18 protein-coding genes are annotated in these 19,060 nt (G+C 72.1%); 10 read left to right on the top strand and 8 right to left on the bottom strand.

The features are described from left to right. Window positions 1-51 precede the first annotated feature (51 nt). From P3X83_RS30450 to P3X83_RS30435, 4 genes are all read right to left on the bottom strand, one after another. Window positions 52-1,668 carry a thiamine pyrophosphate-dependent enzyme gene (locus tag P3X83_RS30450; RefSeq protein WP_277308721.1) on the bottom strand — a complete coding sequence of 539 codons (1,617 nt, stop codon included), beginning with the start codon at window positions 1,666-1,668 and terminating at the stop codon, window positions 52-54. Between the two features lie 319 nt (window positions 1,669-1,987). Then, a complete protein-coding gene (hisC, locus tag P3X83_RS30445; protein ID WP_277308720.1) occupies window positions 1,988-3,040 on the bottom strand; it encodes a histidinol-phosphate transaminase in 1,053 nt (350 codons plus the stop codon). Window positions 3,041-3,053: 13 nt separating this feature from the next. Continuing rightward, on the bottom strand, window positions 3,054-3,959 hold the full coding sequence (locus tag P3X83_RS30440) for a 2-hydroxyacid dehydrogenase (RefSeq protein ID WP_277308719.1): 906 nt from the start codon (window positions 3,957-3,959) through the stop codon (window positions 3,054-3,056). After that, on the bottom strand, window positions 3,959-4,735 hold the full coding sequence (locus tag P3X83_RS30435; RefSeq protein ID WP_277308718.1) for a class II aldolase/adducin family protein: 777 nt from the start codon (window positions 4,733-4,735) through the stop codon (window positions 3,959-3,961). Before P3X83_RS30435 ends, P3X83_RS30440 begins: the two co-directional genes overlap by 1 nt. Before the next feature lie 75 nt (window positions 4,736-4,810). Here P3X83_RS30435 and P3X83_RS30430 point away from each other — a divergent pair, with 75 nt between their 5' ends. Continuing rightward, window positions 4,811-5,797, top strand: a complete 987-nt coding sequence (locus P3X83_RS30430) for an amidohydrolase family protein (protein WP_277308717.1) — start codon at window positions 4,811-4,813, stop codon at window positions 5,795-5,797. A gap of 53 nt (window positions 5,798-5,850) precedes the next feature. Here P3X83_RS30430 and P3X83_RS30425 read toward each other — a convergent pair whose 3' ends face one another. Then, window positions 5,851-7,470 (bottom strand): thiamine pyrophosphate-binding protein, encoded by a 1,620-nt coding sequence (locus P3X83_RS30425; RefSeq protein WP_277308716.1) that lies wholly within the window; start codon window positions 7,468-7,470, stop codon window positions 5,851-5,853. A 65-nt stretch (window positions 7,471-7,535) separates the two neighbouring features. On the opposite strand from P3X83_RS30425, the gene P3X83_RS30420 reads away from it, so the two are divergent. The 3 genes from P3X83_RS30420 to P3X83_RS30410 are packed head-to-tail and all read left to right on the top strand — an operon-like array spanning window position 7,536 to window position 9,383. Beyond that, a complete protein-coding gene (locus P3X83_RS30420) occupies window positions 7,536-7,913 on the top strand; it encodes a Rieske 2Fe-2S domain-containing protein (RefSeq protein ID WP_277308715.1) in 378 nt (125 codons plus the stop codon). Then, window positions 7,900-8,172 carry a hypothetical protein gene (locus P3X83_RS30415; RefSeq protein WP_277308714.1) on the top strand — a complete coding sequence of 91 codons (273 nt, stop codon included), beginning with the start codon at window positions 7,900-7,902 and terminating at the stop codon, window positions 8,170-8,172. The genes P3X83_RS30420 and P3X83_RS30415 overlap by 14 nt, the downstream gene beginning before the upstream one ends. Next, window positions 8,169-9,383, top strand: coding sequence for an amidohydrolase family protein (locus P3X83_RS30410; protein WP_277308713.1), 1,215 nt, complete (start codon window positions 8,169-8,171; stop codon window positions 9,381-9,383). The genes P3X83_RS30415 and P3X83_RS30410 overlap by 4 nt, the downstream gene beginning before the upstream one ends. Before the next feature lie 81 nt (window positions 9,384-9,464). Here the strand turns inward: P3X83_RS30410 and P3X83_RS30405 are convergent, their stop codons facing one another. Genes P3X83_RS30405 through P3X83_RS30395 form a run of 3 tightly spaced genes read right to left on the bottom strand, consistent with a single transcriptional unit; the run spans window position 9,465 to window position 11,367 of the window. After that, complete coding sequence (locus P3X83_RS30405; protein WP_277308712.1) at window positions 9,465-10,076, bottom strand: dimethylmenaquinone methyltransferase; 612 nt, start codon at window positions 10,074-10,076, stop codon at window positions 9,465-9,467. Continuing rightward, window positions 10,073-10,726: an RraA family protein gene (locus tag P3X83_RS30400; protein WP_277308711.1), complete on the bottom strand. Its 654-nt coding sequence runs from the start codon at window positions 10,724-10,726 to the stop codon at window positions 10,073-10,075. The genes P3X83_RS30405 and P3X83_RS30400 overlap by 4 nt, the downstream gene beginning before the upstream one ends. Continuing rightward, a complete protein-coding gene (locus tag P3X83_RS30395) occupies window positions 10,723-11,367 on the bottom strand; it encodes an RraA family protein (RefSeq protein ID WP_277308710.1) in 645 nt (214 codons plus the stop codon). Before P3X83_RS30395 ends, P3X83_RS30400 begins: the two co-directional genes overlap by 4 nt. Before the next feature lie 80 nt (window positions 11,368-11,447). On the opposite strand from P3X83_RS30395, the gene P3X83_RS30390 reads away from it, so the two are divergent. The 6 genes from P3X83_RS30390 (at window position 11,448) to P3X83_RS30365 (ending at window position 18,766) form a co-directional block, all read left to right on the top strand. Then, window positions 11,448-12,878: an aldehyde dehydrogenase gene (locus P3X83_RS30390; RefSeq protein WP_277308709.1), complete on the top strand. Its 1,431-nt coding sequence runs from the start codon at window positions 11,448-11,450 to the stop codon at window positions 12,876-12,878. A gap of 116 nt (window positions 12,879-12,994) precedes the next feature. After that, a complete protein-coding gene (locus tag P3X83_RS30385) occupies window positions 12,995-13,663 on the top strand; it encodes an FCD domain-containing protein (protein WP_277308708.1) in 669 nt (222 codons plus the stop codon). 109 nt (window positions 13,664-13,772) lie between these two features. Beyond that, entirely contained in the window at window positions 13,773-14,618 is an 846-nt protein-coding gene (locus tag P3X83_RS30380) for a hypothetical protein (RefSeq protein ID WP_277308707.1), read from the top strand. Next, complete coding sequence (locus P3X83_RS30375) at window positions 14,615-15,568, top strand: MBL fold metallo-hydrolase (protein ID WP_277308706.1); 954 nt, start codon at window positions 14,615-14,617, stop codon at window positions 15,566-15,568. The genes P3X83_RS30380 and P3X83_RS30375 overlap by 4 nt, the downstream gene beginning before the upstream one ends. A gap of 4 nt (window positions 15,569-15,572) precedes the next feature. Continuing rightward, complete coding sequence (locus P3X83_RS30370) at window positions 15,573-17,093, top strand: FAD-dependent monooxygenase (RefSeq protein ID WP_277308705.1); 1,521 nt, start codon at window positions 15,573-15,575, stop codon at window positions 17,091-17,093. A 56-nt stretch (window positions 17,094-17,149) separates the two neighbouring features. Next, a complete protein-coding gene (locus P3X83_RS30365; RefSeq protein ID WP_277308704.1) occupies window positions 17,150-18,766 on the top strand; it encodes an amidase in 1,617 nt (538 codons plus the stop codon). The last annotated feature ends 294 nt before the right edge of the window (window positions 18,767-19,060 follow it).

The following is a 19,060-nucleotide window of genomic DNA, read 5'->3' as shown; positions in this document are numbered from 1 at the left end:
CACTGAGAAGGGCTCCCTCCTGATCGGAGGGAGCCCTTCTTCTTGTGGGGTTCAGGCCCGGGGCTTGGCCAGGAAGTCGTGGATGAGGTGCCAGGCGCCGTCCATCTCGCCGACGGGCACGTGGATCAGCGCGGGCTCGCCGCCGTCCAGGGCGTCGGCGATCAGGTGGGACAGCTCGGCGGGCGACCCGGCGCGCTCGCCCCGCACGCCGAACGCCTCGGCCAGCCGGACGAAGTCGGGGTTGGCCAGCTCGGTGCCGTTCAGCCTGCCCTCGAAGCGGGTCTTCTGGGTGCGCCTGACGTTGCCGAAGGCCCCGTCGTCGAAGACCACGGTGACCAGGCCGATGCCGTGCCGGCGGGCGGTGGACAGTTCCTGCAGGTTCCAGCCGAAGCCGCCGTCGCCGGTGATGGAGACGACCGTCCGGTCGGGGAGCGCGGCCTTGGCGCCGAGCGCGGTGGCGAAGCCGTAGCCGAGCGTGCCCTGGTAGCCGGGCCACACGTAGGTGCGCGGGCCGTAGACGGGGAAGGCCACCTGGGCGAGGTAGCCGACCTGGGTCAGCTCGTTGACCAGCACGCCGTCCTCCGGCAGGGCGTCGCGCAGCGCGCGCACCCAGGAGAGCTGCGGCTCGACCTCGGAGATCTGCTTGGCGCAGTGGTCGCGGATCTCGTCCAGGTCGGCCCAGCAGGGGCGGCGCTCGCCGTCCGTCAGGTCGGCGAGCGCGGCCAGGCCGAGCCGGGCGTCGCCGTGCACGGCCACGGCGGGTTCGCGCGGCGCGTCCAGGTCGGCGGCCTCGGCGTTCAGCAGGACGACCCGCCCGCCGGTGGCGACCGGGCGGCCCATGCTGGTGAGGAACCTGCTGCCGACGGCGAGGACCACGTCGGCGTCCGGCAGCACCTCGCGCCCGCCGAGCGCGGTCAGCGCCAGCGGGTGGCGGTCCGACAGCGAGCCCCGCCCGTTGTGGCTCATCACCACGGGAGCGCCCAGCGTCTCGGCGAGCCGCCGCAGTTCCTCCCAGGCCGCCCCGGCGAGGACGCCGCCGCCCGCGTAGAGGACCGGCTTGCGCGCGGCGCGCAGCAGCTCCGCCGCCCGGCCGAGCGCCTCGGGATCGGGCTGGACGCGGCCGTCCCCCTCGGACGGCACGCACATCTCGACGTCCGCCTTGGCCGACAGCACGTCCGGTGGGATCTCGATGCCCACCGGCCGGGGCCGCCCCTCGCGCAGCCGCCGGAACGCCTCGCTGACCAGCTTCGGCACCTCCTGCGGCGTGCGCGCGGCGCCCGTCCACTTGGTCACCGTGCCGAGCGTGCGCGTCTGGTCGGGCACCTCGTGCAGCATGCCCAGCCCGCGCCCGAGGGTGGCCGAGGGGATCTGCCCGGCGACGCACAGCACCGGTGAGGAGCACGCGTACGCTGTGGAGAGCCCCGCCATCGCGTTGAGCAGGCCGGGGCCGGGCACGACCATGCAGACGCCCGGCTCGCCGGTGGTCCGCGCGTAGCCGTCGGCCATGTAGGACGCCGCCTGTTCGTGCCGCGTGTTGCGGAACTCCGGGCCGCTCCTGGCCAGTCCGTCCACGGCGAAGTCGAGCTGGACCCCGGGAACACCGAAGACCTGGCTCACTCCCTCCGTGACGAGCTGGCGGGCCAGGGCCTCGCCGCCGGTCATCTCCATGTGGCGGTCACCTCCCCAATTGACAGAAGTGTATATGGATAAACATTATATGTTAAGAACGCTTAGGGAGGAAGGCGAACCATGGCCATGACGGGTGGCCGGTACCGCGAGAGCCTGGACGACGGGCGCGAGGTCTGGCTGGCGGGGGAGAAGGTGAAGAACGTCGCCGCACCCGGCTGCTGAACCGGCTCGACCGCTCCGACGTCGACGCCCGCATCGACCGGCCGCTGGCCGCGCCGCTCACCTCCTGACCCGCTGACTCTTGATATGAGAAGGGGCCACCGCGCGCGCCGCGCGGTGGCCCCTTCGCTCACCCGGCTCAGTCCAGCAGGCGGAGCGCGGCGAGGAACCGCTCGTTCTCCTCGCGGGTGCCTATCGTCACCCGCAGGCCGCCCGGCTGCGGCCTGGTCAGCACGGCCTGCGACTCCAGCACCCCGGCGGCCCCGCGCGGATCGGGCATCGGCAGCCACAGGAAGTTGCCGTGCGACGGCGGGACGGCCAGCCCCAGCCCGGCCACCCGCTCCCGCAGCCACTCCCGCTCCGCGACCACCTCGGCGACCCGCTCGGCCAGCTCGTCGTGCGCGCGCAGGCTGGCCACCGCGGCCACCTGCCCCAGGCTGTTGATCTGGAACGGCGTCTGCGCCTTGCGCACCACGTCGATCGCGCCCGGCTGCCCGACGGCGTATCCGGCGCGCAGCCCGGCCAGGCCGTACGCCTTGGAGAACGTGCGCAGCACGACCAGGTTGGGGTGGTCGGGCAGCAGCAGGTGCCCCCGGGCGCAGCCGTCGGGGTCGGCGAACTCGACGTACGCCTGGTCCAGGACGACCAGGCACTCCGTGGGCACCTTGGCCAGGAAGCCGCGCAGCTCGGCCTCGGGGATCGCGGCCCCCGTGGGGTTGTTGGGGCTGCACAGGATGATCGCCTTGGTCCGGGGGGTGATCGCCGCGGCCATCGCGGCGAGGTCGTGCGCGCCGTCCTCGGTGAGCGGCACCCGCACGGCCTTCGCCCCGGACACGCCCGCGTAGGCCGAGTAGCCGGGGAACGACGGCGACGGGTAGATCAGTTCGTCACCGGGGGAGCAGGTGGCCAGCACCGCCCGCTCGCACAGCGCGCCCGCGCCCGGCCCGATCGTCACCTGGCCGGGGTCCACGCCCAGGTGCTCGGCGATGACCGAGCGCAGCCGCGCGCCCGAGGGGTTCGGATAGCGGTTGAGTCCGGACAGCGCCTCCACGACGGCCTCGCGCACGCTGGGCAGCGGCGGGTAGGGGGTCTCGTTGGCCGCGAGGCGGACCGGGGCGAGCCCGTTGCCCGCGGTCTGCTTGCCCGCCACGTACTCGGCTGCGGCGGCGACGCTTTCCTTGGCCTTCACCACGATGGCGACTCCTTCAGTAGTCCTTAGACACCACGTTGGCCAGTGGGGCACCGGCCAGGTGGCGCTCGATCTGGGCCCTCACCAGGTCGTAGGCGCGGGGTAGGAACGCCGTGGTCTGCCCGGCGACGTGCGGGCTGAGCAGCACGCCCGGCGTGCTCCGCAGCGGGTGGTCCCCGGGCAGCGGCTCGGGGTCGGTGACGTCCAGGGCGGCGCGCAGCCGTCCCGAGCCCGTCGCCTTGGTCAGCGCCTCGGTGTCGGCGGCGTCGCCGCGACCGGCGTTGACGAACAGCGCGCCGTCCGGCATCCGGGCGAACGCGGCGGCGTCGAACAGCCCCCCGGTCTCGGGGGTCCTCGGGAGCAGGCTCACCACGACGTCGGCCGCGCCGAGCAGGCCGGGCAGGGCCGCGACGGTCTCGACGCCGGGCCTGGCGGTGCGCGCGACCCTGGTGACGCGGCAGCCGAACGGCACGAGCCGGGCCTCGACGGCGGCGCCGATCTCGCCATAGCCGACGATCAGCACCGTGGCGCCATCGAGGGTCCGGGTACGGCCCCGCGCGGCGGGCGCGCCCGGCTCGCGCTGCATGGTCAGGACGGCGGCGAGCACCCACTCGGCGACGGCGGCGGTCTGGATGCCGCGCCCGTTGCACAGGGTGACGCCCGCCGGGAGCGCCGGGAGGAAGCCGTCCACTCCGGCGGCGAGGGTCTGCAGCACCTTGAGGCCGCTCATCCGCCGGATGGCGGCGAGCATCGCGGGCGACGGACGCCCGGGGACGCAGAACTCGACCCGCTCGATGCCGGGGGGCGGCTCGCTCCGGCCGTCGAACACGGTCACCTCGGCGGGCAGGCCGCGCAGGCGCCCGGCGCCCTCGGGGTGCGGGATCCACACGACGGGCCGCGTCGCACTCTGTCGGGCGCCCATCAGTCGAGCAGGTCCGGCTGCTCGGCGACGATCATCTCCCACAGCGGGCGGAAGCCGTTGCGCCCGCTGGCGGGCCGTCCGATGTCCTCGCGGGTCATCCGCGCGGTCTCGTCGTCGATCGGGATCGGCGGACCGGCCGCCGTCGCGCCGTGGGCGAGCAGGTGCACCTGGCAGCTCCTTTCCATCTTGACGAACCAGGCCACGCACTCCTCGACGGTGAGGCCCACGGTGATCAGGCCGTGGTTGCGCAGGATCGCGGCCTTGTTCGGGCCGAGCGCGGTGGCGATGCGCTTCCCCTCCTCGAAGTCGAAGGCGGCCCCGCCGAACTCGTCGTAGAGCGCGTGGTCCTCGAAGAACACGCAGTCGTCCTGGGTGATCGGCAGCAGCGGACGGCCGAGCGCGGCCCAGGCCTTGCCGTGCACCGAGTGGGAGTGCGCGCACCCCACGACCTCGGGCCTGGCGTCGTGGACGGCCCCGTGGATGGTGACGGCGGCCCGGTTGACCCGGGCGTTCCCCTCGACGACGGTGCCCTTGGCGTCGACCAGGACCAGGTCGCTGACCTTGATCCGGCCGAAGTGCCTGGCGAAGGGGTTGACCCAGAACAGGCCGGGCTCGCCGGGGTCGCGGGCGGTGATGTGCCCGGCCACGCCCTCGTTGAAGCCGAACTTGGCGAACAGCCGGAATCCGGCGGCCAGGCAGCGTTTGCGGTGGAGCCGTTCCTCCTCGACCGTCCGTTCCGGTTCGGGCTCTGGTCGGTTGCGGACTCGTTCGGTCACGGAACCCTCCCTTGCGCTCCAGATAGCTAAACATTATATGTTCTTACTGTCTTACGCCAGGAGCCAGGAGGAAAGATGAAGAAGTACGACCTGCACACGCACTTCTATCCGGGCGAGTTCTTCACGCTGATCGAGCAGGCCGACTCCGACTTCTCCTTCGAGCGGTCCGCCTCGGGCATGCGGTTCATCGCCTACCAGGGCACTCGCTTCTTCGGCATCCGTCCGGCGATGTCGGATATGGGGCTGCGGCTGGAGGCCATGGACCGCGCGGGGGTGGACGTCGCGGTCATCTCCATGGGGCCGCTGATCCAGTTCGTCAAGGACCCGGCCGCCCAGGCCAAGGCGTGCCGGGAGCTGAACGACCGGTACGCGGAACTGGTCGCGGCGAACCCGGACCGGCTACTCGCCTACGGCACGGTTCCGATGGGCGACCAGGACGAGGCGGTCGCCGAGCTGCGCCGGGTGCTCGAGGACCTGCGCTTCAACGGCGTGATCCTGCCCAGCAACATCAAGGGCGTCTACTACGACGACCCCCGCTTCACGCCGTTCTTCGAGGCCGCCGACGCCATGGGCCTGTGCCTGTTCCTGCACCCCCAGGTGCCGCCGGGCAGCGAGAACGTGCGCGACTACATGCTCGGCTCCACGGTCGGCTTCATGTACGACACCACCACGTCGGTGCTGCGCCTGATGTACGGCGGGCTGCTCGACCGCTACCCGAACATCCGCTGGCACATCGCCCACGCGGGCGGCGCGCTGCCCTGGCTGCTGGAGCGGATCGACAACGGCTGGCGCGACTACGCCGAGAACCAGGAGCGGCTGCCCGCGCTGCCCAGCACGTACCTCAAGCGGCTTTACTACGACACGGTCAGCTTCACCCCGAACACCATGCGCCTGCTGCGCGACGTGGTCGGCACCCGCCACATGGTGATGGGGACCGACTTCCCGCACCCGCTCGGCGACATCGACCGGGGCGTCTCCACCATCGAGGGCCTGGACATCCCCGACGAGGACAAGGCCGACATCTTCCAGAACACCGCCCTGTCCATCCTGAACAACGTCTGAACCCGGCGGTCGCCGGAGGTGGGACCCCCTCGGCCCCACCTCCGGCGGGCCGGTCAGGCCGCGCCGAGCCGCACGTCCACGACCACCGGGCCGGTCGCGGCGGCGGACTCCTCAAGGGCGGCGTCCAGCGCGGCGGCGGAGTCCACGGTGAACGCGGTCGCGCCGAAGCCGCGGGCCACGGCGGCGTAGTCGGGGCCGCTGATGTCGGTGAGCGGGTAGACGCCCGTCGCGAGCGCGCGGCGGCCGTAGCGGCGCAGCCCGGCACGGACCGCCTGGTAGGCGCCGTTGTTGAGGACGATCATGGTGACCGGCAGGCGGTGGCGCACGGCGGTCCACAGGCCCTGCAGGCCGAACTGGAAGACCCCGTCGCCGAGCACGGCGAGCACCCGGCGTCCGGGCAGCGCCAGCCGTACGCCGAGGGCCGCGCCCACGCCCCAGCCCAGCGAGCCGCCCTCGGTGGAGTAGAGCGATCGCCCGTCGTGGCGCGGCAGGTGGTCCAGCAGGGCGGTCTGGGAGGTGACGCAGTCCGACACCACGGTGGTGCCGCCGTCCACGTGGCGGGCCAGGGCCGCCATCGCGGCGCCGACGCCGAGCGCGCCGGGCCCGCCGTCCGGCGGGTCGGAGGCCGGCGCCCCCGCCAGGTGCGCGGCCCGGCACTCGGCGAGGTAGGCGTCGCCGGACGGTCCAGGCAGGTCGGCGAGCGCGGCGAGCAGGTCGGCCAGCGCGAGCCCGGCGTCCCCGGCCAGCGGGACCGTCGCGGGGGAGAGCCGCCCGAGCTGGGCGGCGTCCTCGCTCAGGTGCACGACCGTGACGTCGTCGGGGAACCAGGGCGTCATGCGCGGCGCGAACTCCTGGAACGTCCCCTGCCCGGCGACCAGCACCACGTCCGCCCGTTTCACCGCGTCGCCGTCGAAGTCGAGCCGGCCGCAGTAGTGCGAGTGGCCGGTGCGCAAGGAGGCGAACTGCAGGTCGTGCCGTGGCGGCGCGAACACCGGAGCCCCCAGCCGCAGGGCGAGCGCCTCCAGCCGCTCGCTGGCGTCGTGCTTGGCCACCTCGTCGCCCGCGACGATCAGCGGGCGCCGCGCGCCGGCCAGCAGCCCGGCGGCCATGGCGACGGCCGAGGGGTCGGGCCGGTAGCGCGGCCGGGGCGTCGGCCGCAGCGCGTGCCGGTCGGCCGGGGCCTCCAGCACGTCCTGCGGGATGCCGAGCCAGGCCGGACCGGCGGGCGGGGTGACCGAGGCGGTGATCGTCGCGTGCAGGTCCTCGCCGAGCAGTGCCGGGTGGGCCGCCTGCCGGACGCTCTTGCAGAACGGCCTGACCAGGTCGGCGACGTGCGGGATCGAGGTGAAGCCCTTGCGCCCGGCCAGCGTGGACGGCTTGAGCCCGGTCAGCACGGTGACCGGCGAGGCGGCGAGCGTGGCGCAGTACAGGTGGGCCAGGCCGTTGGCCAGCCCCAGGTGGGTGTGCAGGTAGGCGACCCCCGGGCGGCCAGAGGCGCGGGCGAAGCCGTCGGCCATGGCCACGGCGATCGACTCGTGCGTGGTCAGCACCAGTTCGGGGGAGGGATGGTCCACCGCCGCGTCGAGCAGGGCGACCTCGGTGGTTCCCGGGCACGAGAACACATGCCGGACACCCCATGAATCCAGGACTTCGAAGACCGTCTCCGCGGACATCGGACCTCCCTTGTCGGATGTAGCTAACTATTATATATTTACATCAATCTGAGCAGGAGGTGGCGATGGATTCGACCGCGATCAAGGTGCACGTCGGAAAGGCTGCCGATTTCGAGGACGGCGACCGGCGGATCGTGGACGTCGGCGGCCGGAGGGTCGGGGTGTTCCACGTTGGCGGCCGGTTTGTCGCCTATCTCAACATCTGTCCGCATCAGGGCGGCCCGGTGTGCGAGGGGCAGTACTTCCCCAAGGTGGAGGCGGTGCTCGGCGAGGGCGGCGTGCTGCTCGGCGAGCGGTCCGACCGCACCGAGCCGCACCTGGTCTGCCCGTGGCACGGCTGGGAGTACGACCTCCACACCGGCGTGATGGTCGCCGACGCCAACATCAAGTTGCGGCAGTACGAAACGGTCATCCAGGACGGTGAGGTCTATGTCATCGGCTGACACCTTGGAAGCGCTGGTCAACAAGGACGTGGAGCTGTCGGACGACGAGGTCCGGCGCGTCTTCACCGCGGCGTTCACGCTCTACGCCAGGCACCTCGCCGAGCGCGGCTACGTCGAGCCGTTCACGTCGTCCGACGAGATCACCGCGACCGACGTGGTGACCGTGGCGAGCGCCCTGCTGCACGCCCAGAACCTGGAAGTCTTCGAACTCGCCCTGTGGCAGTCCTGGGGTGGGGTCCCGTGGAAGGGAGATCGATGAGCCTCTACACGCGCAGCCGGATCCCGGTCGAGAACACCCTCTCGAACGCCAGGGAGCAGGCCGCCGAACGCGGCTACGACGACTTCGTGATCGTCGACGTGGACGCCCACCACTACGAGAACCGGGCGTGGAAGGACATCGTCCCCTACATGGAGGACGGCCCGCTGCGCGAGTGGGCGATCTCCATGGTGAAGCGCGGCAACGGCGGCGGCGCGTCCGCCGCGCTGACCGGCGTGCAGCTCGGCAACCAGGAGGTCGGCGGGCGCATCATCCGGGCGGGCCGCAACTTCTCCGACCCGCTGGACGCCGTGGAGGACCCCCGCCACCCCGACGTGGTGCGGATGATCTGGGCGATGGACCAGCTCGGCATCGACTACACCGTCATGTTCCCCACGCCCATGCTCACCCTGGGCCTGCACCCGCAGGTCGAGGTGGAGGTGGCGCTGGCCAGGGCGTACTGCCGGTGGCTGACCCGGGACCTGCTGCCGCAGGACGACCGGATCAAGACCATGATCTACCTGCCGTTCAACGACCCGGCCGAGACCCTGAAGATGGTCCACGAGTTCAAGGACGTGCCGGGCGTCGTCGGGTTCATGGTCACCTCGGTGCGCAACCGCATGGTCCACCACAACGACTACGCGCCGGTGTACGCCGCGATCCAGGAGACCGGCAAGCCGCTGGCCTTCCACGCGGCCTACAACTGGACCGAGCCGAGCATGACCCAGCTCAACAAGTTCATCTCGGTGCACTCGCTGGGCTTCACGACCTGCAACATGATCCACATGACCAACTGGATCGTGAACGGCCTGCCCGAGCGCTTCCCGAACCTGAAGGTGCTGTGGATTGAGAGCGGACTGGCCTGGATCCCGTTCCTGATGCAGCGGCTGGACAACGAGTACATGATGCGGACCTCAGAGGCGCCGCTGCTGAAGAAGCTGCCCAGCGACTACATGCGTGACATGTACTTCTCCTCCCAGCCGATGGAGCGGCACCGCAACCGCCGGGCGCTGGAGGTCACGTTCGAGATGATGGACGCGCCGAACCAGTTGTTCTACTCCTCGGACTACCCGCACTGGGACTACGACGTCCCGTCGGTGATCTACGACCTGCCGTTCCTCGGAGAGAAGGAGAAGCGGCAGATCCTGGGCGGCAACGCCTGCGAGGCGTTCGGGCTGGACCCGGTGATCAAGAAGGCGCCGTCGCGGCGCTGAGCGGGAACCTGAAGCTGAGCGGGAACCTGAAAGGGCCCGGGCCGATCGTTCGGCCCGGGCCTTCTCGCTGCGCGGAGCGGGTCAGCGGCGGAAGCCGTACAGGTCCATGGTGGACTCGCCGGCCCGGATGCGTTCCAGGAAATGCTCCTCCTTGGCCACCCGCTCGCGCGAGCGGCGGACGGTCGCGTCCACCTGTGCGGCGGGGAGGATCACCACGCCGTCGGCGTCGGCCACGACCATGTCGCCGCGTGCCACGGGCACCCCGCCGATCACGGTGGGCTCGCCCAGGCGTCCCGGGTCGTCCTTGCCGGTGCGGTGGACCGCGATCCAGCGGGAGAACGCGGGGAAGCCGATCGCGGCCAGTCGTTCGGTGTCGCGCACCCCGCCGTCGATGACCAGCCCGGCGATCCCGCGCCGCCGGGCGGCGACCGCCAGGACCTCACCCCAGTAGCCGTGCGGCGCGCCCCCGGCCTGCACCACCAGCACCTCGCCCGGGGCCGCCAGTTCCAGGGCGCGGTGCAGCGGCAGGTTGTCGGCAGGGCGGGCGACCACGGGGAACGCCGGACCGGCGACCCGCGCCCCCGCCCAGGCCGGGCGGACGCGCGGGTCGAGGGCGCAGTCGATGCCGGACGCCTCGTACAGCGTGGCGGTGCCGAGTTCGAGCAGCTCGCCGGTGAGCGGCGCCGGGCTCATCGCCCGCTCCGCTGCAACAGGTGGTAGCCGTGGCGGGTGCGCGCGTCGCGCAGGCTGCCGGTCTCCAGGGCCAGGTTCAGGATCTCGTCCTCGCGGGCGGCGATCTCCCTGGCGGTCGCGGCGACCCGATCGGCCTCGTCCCAGGGGACGACCACGACGCCGTCCTCGTCGCCGAGGATCAGGTCGCCGTGGCGCACCTGGACGTCGGCCAGCGTGATGGTGCCGCCGACCTCGACGACCTCCACCCGGTCTTTGCCGGTGCGCATGAAGCGGCCCCGGCTGAAGACGGGGTAGCCGCGGCCGAGGGCCTCACGGGTGTCGCGGCACACGCCGTCGATGACGGTGCCCGCGATGCCCCGGTGGTGGGCCACCGCCGTGAGGATGTCGCCCCACACCGTGCAGTCGGTGCGGCCGTCGTTGTCCAGGGCGGCCACCCAACCGGGTTCCATGTCGTCGATGTAGTCGCCAACGGTGCCGGGGACCGCGCCCGCGGGGGCGTATCGGACGGTGAACGCGCGGCCCGCCGTCCGCAGGCCGTCGGCGATCGGGGCCAGGCCGTGCGCGCTGCCGGGCAGCCGCAGCCGGTCCAGCGCGTCGGACACCGTCGCCGTGCCCAGCCCGGCCAGCTCGCCGATCTCCTCGGGGATCATCTGGTGGCCTCCTCGAACCGGCTGTCGTGCATGACGTCCACGACCGACTCGCCCGCCCGGACCGCCTCGATCATGGCGCGCTCGCGGGCGGCCAGCCGTTCGGCGACGGCGATGACCTCGTCGGCGCGATCGCGCGGGACGAAGACGACGCCGTTCACGTCGGCCAGCACCAGGTCGCCCGGATCGACGGTGACCCCGGCGAAGTCGACGGGGACGTCCCACGCCTCCTGGACGATCCGGCCGCGCGCGGTGACCGGGACGGCGGCCCTGCCGTACACGGGGAAGCCCAGTTCCTCGGCCTCGCCGATGTCGCGGGCCGCGCCGTCCACCACCACGCCCTCGATGCCGCGCCGCGCGGCGGCGAACGACAGGATGCCGCCCCAGGCGGAGACGTCGGTGCGGCCCTGGTTGCCGATGACCAGGACCTGGCCGGGGCCGGAAGCGGCCACGGCGGGGGTGGCCAGATGGTGGGCGGGGGCGGCGGAGCCGCGCGGGCCGATCCGCACCGTCACCGCGGCCCCCGCGACCGTGCGGGCGGTCCCGTGCAACGGCCGGATCCCGGTCGTCGCCCCCGGCAGGCCGAGGGCGTCCAGCGCGTCGGACACCAGGCAGGTGTCCAGCGCGAGCAGGCGAGGGGTCATTCGGCTCTCCTCTTGCCAGTGGTGAATTAAGTTATAATAATCAAATAGATACACAGTCGTGTCAACGGAGGTGCCGGCGGATGGAACGCTTCGACCACGTAATCGACGGCCAGGTCAGGCCGTCCGCCGACGGCCGTACCTTCGAGTCGGTCAATCCGCATACCCGCGAGCCCTGGGCCGAGGTGGCCCTGGGCGGGCGGGCCGAGGTCGAGGCGGCCGTCGAGGCGGCGAGCCGGGCGTTCCACCAGGGCTCCTGGCCGCGCATGACCACCGGTGAGCGGCGTCAGATCCTCTACCGGCTGGCCGACCTGATGCTGGAGCACCGGCAGGAGCTGGCCCGCAGGGACACCATGGACATGGGCAAGCCGATCTCCCGCCTGCTCAACGGCGAGGTGGCGGGCGCGGCGAGCAACTTCCGGCTGGCCGCCGACGAGGCCGACCTCGACCATGCCGAGGTCTATCCCAAGGACGCCGACCATCACATCTACACGCAGTACGACCCGGCGGGCGTGGTCGCGGCCGTGGCCCCGTGGAACTTCGCGCTCACCATGGGCTCGTGGAAGGTGGCCGCGCCGCTGGCCTGGGGGAACACCGTCGTGCTCAAGCCCGCCGAGCAGAGCCCCGGCTCCGCCACGCTGATGGCGGAGCTGGCCCTGGAGGCGGGCATGCCGCCTGGCGTGTTCAACGTCGTGCACGGCTTCGGGCCGGGCTCGGCGGGCGGCTTCCTCGTGGAGCACCCCGAGGTGGCCAGGATCACCTTCACCGGGTCGAGCGAGGTCGGCGCCGCGATCTCGAAGGTGGCGGCCGACCGGCTGGTGCCGGTCACGCTGGAGTGCGGCGGCAAGGGCGCGAACCTGGTCTTCGCCGACGCCGACCTCGACGTGGCCGTGCCCAGCTCGGTGCGCTCGATCTACTCCAACTCCGGCCAGGTCTGCCTGGTCACCAGCCGGGTCTACGTGCAGCGGCCGATCTTCGACGAGTTCGTGGCCAGGTTCGTCGAGCAGGCCGAGGCGCTGCGGCTCGGCGACCCGATGGACCCGGCCACCGACCTGGGCCCGATCGTCAGCCAGGAGCAGTACGACAAGGTGTGCGGCTACCTCGACTCCATCCCGGAGGACGGCGGGAAGATCCTCACTGGGGGGCGCGCGGGCGACGGCTGGTACGTGCGGCCGACGGTCGCGATCGGCCTGCCCCCCGCCGCCCGGGCCTGCCGGGAGGAGATCTTCGGCCCGGTGGTGTGCGTGGCGCCGTTCGACACCGAGGACGAAGGCGTGAACCTGGCCAACGACTCCGACTACGGGCTCACCGCGACGCTCTATACTCAAGATCTGCGGCGCGCTCATCAGGTGGCCGAGCGGCTGCGGGCCGGCACGGTGTGGGTGAACACCTGGGGTGTGCGAGAGCGGAAGGCACCTTTCGGGGGCTACAAGCTGTCGGGCGTCGGGCGCGAAGGTGGGCACTTCCACCGCGATTTCTTCACTGAACCCAAGGCCATCGTGATGAGATATTGATCAATTGTTATATTTTTTTAACGGGCTGAGACGCTCCAGGCCCGCTCCGGCCATCGCCTGCCTGGGAGGGTGAAGAGGTGGAAGAGACCACATGGAGGCCGGTTCGCGGAACCCGGGTGTCCGAAGAGGTGATCGAACAGATCAGGGAGGCCTTCTTCGGCGGCCTACAGCCGGGTGACTGGCTGGGCACCGAGACCGAGCTGGCCGAGCGCTTCGGGGTCTCCCGCATCACGATCCGCGACGCCGTCCGCACGCTGGAGGCGCGCGGCATCGTCGATGTGAAGGTGGGCGCGCGGGGCGGCCTGCGCATCGCCGAGGCCGACCAGGACCGGTTCATCGACGCGCTGGCCGTGCAGCTCCATCTGCTGGGCGTCACCTTCACCGAGGTGATCGAGGCGCAGTGCGCGATCGAGCCGCTGACCGCCAGCATGGCCGCCAGGCAGGCCACCGACGAGCAGTTGCGCCGGGTCGCCGCGACAATCACGGCGGCCAACGAGGTGATCGGCGACCCGGCGGCCTTCACCGAGCGCAGCCTCGACTTCCACATCGCGGTGGCCGAGGCCTCCGGCAACCGGGCGCTGCACGCCACGCTCATCGCGTTCACCACGGTGCAGAAACCGAAGATGGCGCCCCGGGCCAACGAGCGGCGTGCCCGCCGGGTGGTCAAGATCCACGAGGAGATCTACCAGGCCATCGCCGACGGCGACGAGGAGCGCGCCCGCACGCTGATGGACGACCACGTCCGCAGCGTGCGCCGTGAGCATCCGGAGACCCCGCTGCTCTGACCTGCGCGAACGACAAGCCCCGTGCCGGATTCCGGCACGGGGCTTGTCGCGTTCGGCGTCGAAATCTATATTAACATCATATCGTTTTCCCTTTAGGGAAGGATGTGTCATGGCGCCATTCGTCATCAGACCGCACGGACGTCTCCACGAGTGGGTGGCCGAGGAGCGGGGCTACTTCCGCGACGAGGGCCTCGACTACGTCTTCGAGGTCGGCCTGCCCGAGTCCTGGTCGGCCTCGTCGGTGCGCGAGGTACCGCCGCAGCGGCGGCGCGGGGCGTTCGAGAGCTTCGTCGAGGGCCGGAGCTGCGACGTCAGCTCCGCCTGCCACTGGGCCGTCAACCACGCGCAGTCCCAGGGCCACGGCCGGATGTACGACAAGGCGTACTCCGTCACCCCGGCCGGCATCTACGTGGCCCAGGACTCACCGGTGCACAGGCCCGGCGACCTGGCCGGCGTGCCCGTCGCCGTCGGCTACCACTCCGGCAGCCACTTCGCCGCCCAGCAGGTGCTGGAGGCGTTCCTGCGGCCGGAGGAGATCGAGCTGAACTTCATCGGGCTGCCGCTCGACCGGCTCACCGCGCTGCTCGAAGGCACCGCCCCCGCCGCGCTCATCTGGGGCCCCGGCCAGTACCTGCTTGAGCAGAACGGCTTCCGCAGGATCGCCGACGCCTCCTTCATGATCGGGTTCTTCTTCTCCGACGACGTCGACCCCGAGGACGTCGAGAGGTACTTCCGCGCGCTGCGCAGGGCCCAGATGGACATCGACCTCGAACCGCAGCGCTACGCGCACCACCACCTGCGCCAACTGCCCGAGCGGCTGCACGGCATGGCCGACGAGCGGGCCTTCGGGCCGGGCGAGCGCCTAGTGTTCCTGCCCTACACACGGGAGACTTTCGACAGGACCCAGGAGTGGATCCGGGCCAGGTCGTTCTTCCCTGTCGAGGAGGTCTCGTGAAGCCGTTCGCGTCGTCAGCCGATCTCGCGGCCAAGGAACAGACGCTGGAGGTGCTCGACGACGGCGTCTACGCGCTGACCGCCGAGGGTGATCCCAACGTCGGCGCCATCGAGGCCGACGACTTCCTGGTCTGCTTCGAGGCGCTGGCCACGCCGGTCGCCGCCGCCCGCTGGCTGGCCAAGCTGCGCGAGCACACCGACAAGCCGATCCGCTATCTGGTCCTGTCGCACTACCACGCGGTCCGGGTGCTGGGCGCGTCCGCGTTCGGCGCCGACGTGATCGTGGCGCACGAGAACACCCGCGCGCTGATCGCCGAGCGCGGGCGCGAGGACTGGGACTCCGAGTACGGCCGGATGCCGCGCCTGTTCGAGGAGCCCGCGTCGATCCCCGGGCTCACCTGGCCCACCGCGACGTTCAGCGACAGGTTCACCATCGACCTCGGCTCGCGCGGCTCCCTGGAACTGCGCTATTGCGGCCGGGGGCACACCGAGGGCGACATCGTGGCCTGGCTGCCCGAGCGCCGCGTCCTGTTCGCGGGCGACCTGGTCGAGGCGCAGGCCGCGCTCTACACCGGCGACGCCTTCCACACCGACTGGTCCACCGGCACCCTCGACGCGGTGGCGGCGCTCGGCGCCGAGGCCGTGGTCGGCGGCCGTGGCGCGGTGGCCAGGGGAGAGGCGGCGGTGAGCGCGGCCATCGGACAGACCCGCGACTTCCTCACCACCATGCGGCGCGAGGTCGGCGGCGCCTACCAGGGCGGCGGCACGCTCAAGGACGCCTTCACCGCCGTCCACGGCGCGCTCGCGCCCCGCTACGGCGGCTGGCCGATCTTCGAGCACTGCCTGCCGTTCAACGTCTCCCGGCTGTGGGACGAGTTCGACGGCATCGAGCGGCCCAGGATCTGGACGGCCGAGCGGGACCGCGAGGTCTGGGACGAACTGCATGGGTGATCCGATGGATCCCGTCGTGATCGTGGGCGCGGGACCGGTCGGACTGACCGCGGCGCTGCTGCTGGCCCGCTGGGGCGTTCCCAGCGTGGTGCTGGAGTCCCGCGCCGAGCGCGACCCGGTGGGCTCGAAGGCCATCTGCTTCCAGCGTGACGTGCTGGAGGTCTTCGACCGGGTCGGGTGCGCGGCCCCCATGGTGGCCGAGGGCGTCACCTGGACGACCGGCCGCACCTACTACCGCTCCCACGAACTGTTCGTCACCCGGTTCCCGGAGACCTCCGCCGGGTTCCCGCCGTGGATCAACATCTCCCAGGCGAGCGTGGAGCGCTTCCTGTGGGAGCGGGCCGAGGCCGAGCCGCTGATCGAGATCCGCCGGTCCCACGAGGTGACCGCCCTCACCGAGCACGGCGACCACGTCGTGGCGCACGTGCGCGGCGGGGGCGAGATCCGGGGCTCCCACCTGGTGGGCTGCGACGGCGCAGGGTCCGCGGTGCGCGGGCTGATCGGGCTGACCGCCGAGGGGCACACCTTCGAGGACCGCTTCCTGATCGCCGACATTCGCGCCGACCTGCCGTTCCCCAGCGAGCGCCGGTTCTACTTCGACCCGCCGTGGAACCCGGGCCGCCAGGTGCTCGTGCACCACTGCCCGGACTCGGTGTGGCGGATCGACTGGCAGGTGCCCGCGGGTTACGACCTGGAAGGGGAGCGCTCGACCGGGGCGCTCGACCGGCGCATCCGGCAGGTCGCGGGCGACGTGCCGTACGAGGTCGTGTGGCTCAGCGTTTACCGCTTCCACGAGCGGGTGGCGCCGAGCTTCTCGCGCGGCCGGGTCTTCCTGGCCGGAGACGCCGCCCACCTGTACGCGCCGTTCGGGGCGCGCGGCCTCAACTCGGGTGTGCAGGACGCCGACAACCTGGCCTGGAAGATCGCCCTGGTCCGGCACGGCCGGGCCCCCGGCGGCCTGCTCGGCACCTACGACGCCGAACGCCGCGCGGCGGCCCTGGAGAACCTCCGGGTGACCAGCGCCACCATGCGCTTCCTGGTGCCCGGCAGCGAACAGGAGCGGGCAGGGCGGGCCGCGGCGCTGGAGTCGGCGGTGACGGATCCGGCGGCGCGGTCGCGCATCGACTCGGGACGGCTGGCCGAGCCCTACTGGTACCTGGACTCCCCGCTGACCACCCCCACCCACGGACCCGACTTCCCGCGCGAGGCGGGCGCGGTCCGGCCCGCCGTGGGCGGCGTCATCTGCCCCGACCTGCCGCTGGCCGGGGGAGGGCGGGCGCGTGCCCGGTTCGGCACGGGGTTCGTGCTGCTCACCGGCTCGCCAGAGGCGGTGCCCGAGCTGGGCGAGGCCGCCTCGGCGGCCGTGGACGCCCCGGTGGAGGCGCACGTGGTGCCGGGGCTCGACGCGGTGTACGTGGTACGGCCGGACGGCCACCTCGCCGCCGTGCTGCCGGGCCCCGGCGTGCCGTCCGGCCTGGCCACCGCCCTGAGACGGGCCTGCGCACTCACTCCCGGAATCGGATAGAAAGGCGGAAGCTGAGACATTTTCCAACGAAAGCGATAACGCTACGCTCATCACCCATGAGACCCATGCATCCCGTGCGACTGCTCGCGGCACTCGCGCTCACCGCGGGGTTATCCGTGGCCCAGCCCGTGATCACGGCTGACGCGGCCCCCCGTCCGGCGGGCACGGTCCTGCGTGGCCTGGACCTGGACCGCGCGACCGTCCTGGACATGCAGCGCGCGATGGACCGGGGGCGCCTCGACTCCGTGGCGCTCACCCGCTTCTACCTCGATCGCATCCGCGCGGTGAACCCGCTGCTGAACGCGGTCGTGCAGACCAACCCGGCGGCGCTCGCGGAGGCCGGACGCAGCGACCAGCGCCGCCGCCGGGGCGCGCACGGCCCCCTGGAGGGCATCCCGGTCCTGCTCAAGGACAACATCGACACGGCCGGGGCGCTGCGCACCACCGCCGGCTCGCTGGCGCTGAGCGGCGCCCGCCCGGCCCGCGACTCCTTCCTGGTCCGCCGGCTGCGCGCGGCCGGCGCGGTGATCCTCGGCAAGGCCAACCTGTCGGAGTGGGCCAACTTCCGGGGCAGCCCGTCCACCAGCGGCTGGAGCGCCGTCGGCGGGCAGACCAACAACCCGCACGTGCTGGACCGCAACCCCTGCGGGTCGAGCAGCGGCTCGGCGGTCGCCGTCGCGGCGAGCCTGGCCGCGGTGACCGTCGGCACCGAGACCGACGGCTCGATCGTCTGCCCTGCGGGCATCAACGGCGTGGTCGGCATCAAGCCCACGGTCGGACTGGTCAGCCGTACCGGCGTGGTGCCGATCTCCGCGCGGCAGGACACCGCCGGGCCGATCACCAGGAACGTCACCGACGCCGCCGCCGTGCTGGCCGCCATCCAGGGCGTCGACCCCGAGGACCCCGACACCGTGCGCGGCGGCGACCGCGACTACCTGAAGGCGCTGCGTCCCCGCGCGCTGGCCGGCAAGCGGATCGGCGTCTGGCGCTCGGTCGCCGGGGGCGACCGCGAGGTGCTCGCGACCCTGGACGCCGCCGTCGCCACCCTCCGCGCCCGGGGCGCGACCGTGGTCGAGGGCGTCGAGATGGCCGGGATGGACGAGATCGGCGCGGCGGAGTTCCCCGCGCTGATGACCGAGTTCAAGCACGACCTGAACGCCTACCTGGCCAAGACCCCCGGCCGCCACCCGCGCGACCTCGCCGGGCTGATCGAGTTCAACCGGCGCAACGCCGCCACCGAGCTGCGCCACTTCGGGCAGGAACTGTTCGAGGAGTCCCAGGCGACCAGCGGCGACCTGAACGACCCCGAGTACCGCGCGCTGCGGGCCAAGGCGACCACCCTGTCCAGGCAGGCGATCGACTCCGTGATCGCGGCGGAACGCCTCGACGCGGTGCTCGCGCCGACCAACGCGGGCGCCTGGGTCACCGACCTTGACAAGGGCGACGACCTCTCCGGGTACGTCGGCTCCTCCACACCCTCGGCCGTCGCCGGATACCCGGCGATCACCGTTCCCGCCGGATACGCCAAGAAGGTCCTCCCGTTGGGCGTCACCTTCTTCGGCGGTCGGCTCTCCGAGCCGGACCTGATCGCCCTCGGATACGCGTTCGAGCAGGCCGCGCCGGTGCGCAGGCCTCCCGGCTACCTGCTGACGCTGCCCGCAGAGGGCTCCTGACCGGCGCCCGGGGGGCCTGTCCCGCTTCCCGGGCGTCTCACTCGTTCACCTGAGAACCCGTCCGATCCTCGTGATCGGGCGGGTTCTCGCGTTCTCCCCCACAGCGGGTGAGCCGGGGAGGGGGTGAGCGCCGTCACCATTTCCTCAGTGACACGGAGAGGGGGTGGACGTCCCGATGGACACGAACGAGAACGACCGGCCGGCGGTGACTCCGCCCCACCCGGAGACGAATGGCCCGGCGGCGGGGAACGGGTACGCCTACCCGGCCCGCGCCGCCGTCGCCCGCCGTCCCAT

The sequence above is a fragment of the Spongiactinospora sp. TRM90649 genome (genome assembly GCF_029382225.1).
In the GTDB taxonomy this organism is placed as follows: domain Bacteria; phylum Actinomycetota; class Actinomycetes; order Streptosporangiales; family Streptosporangiaceae; genus Spongiactinospora.
This window is presented reverse-complemented; position numbering and strand designations above follow the sequence as displayed.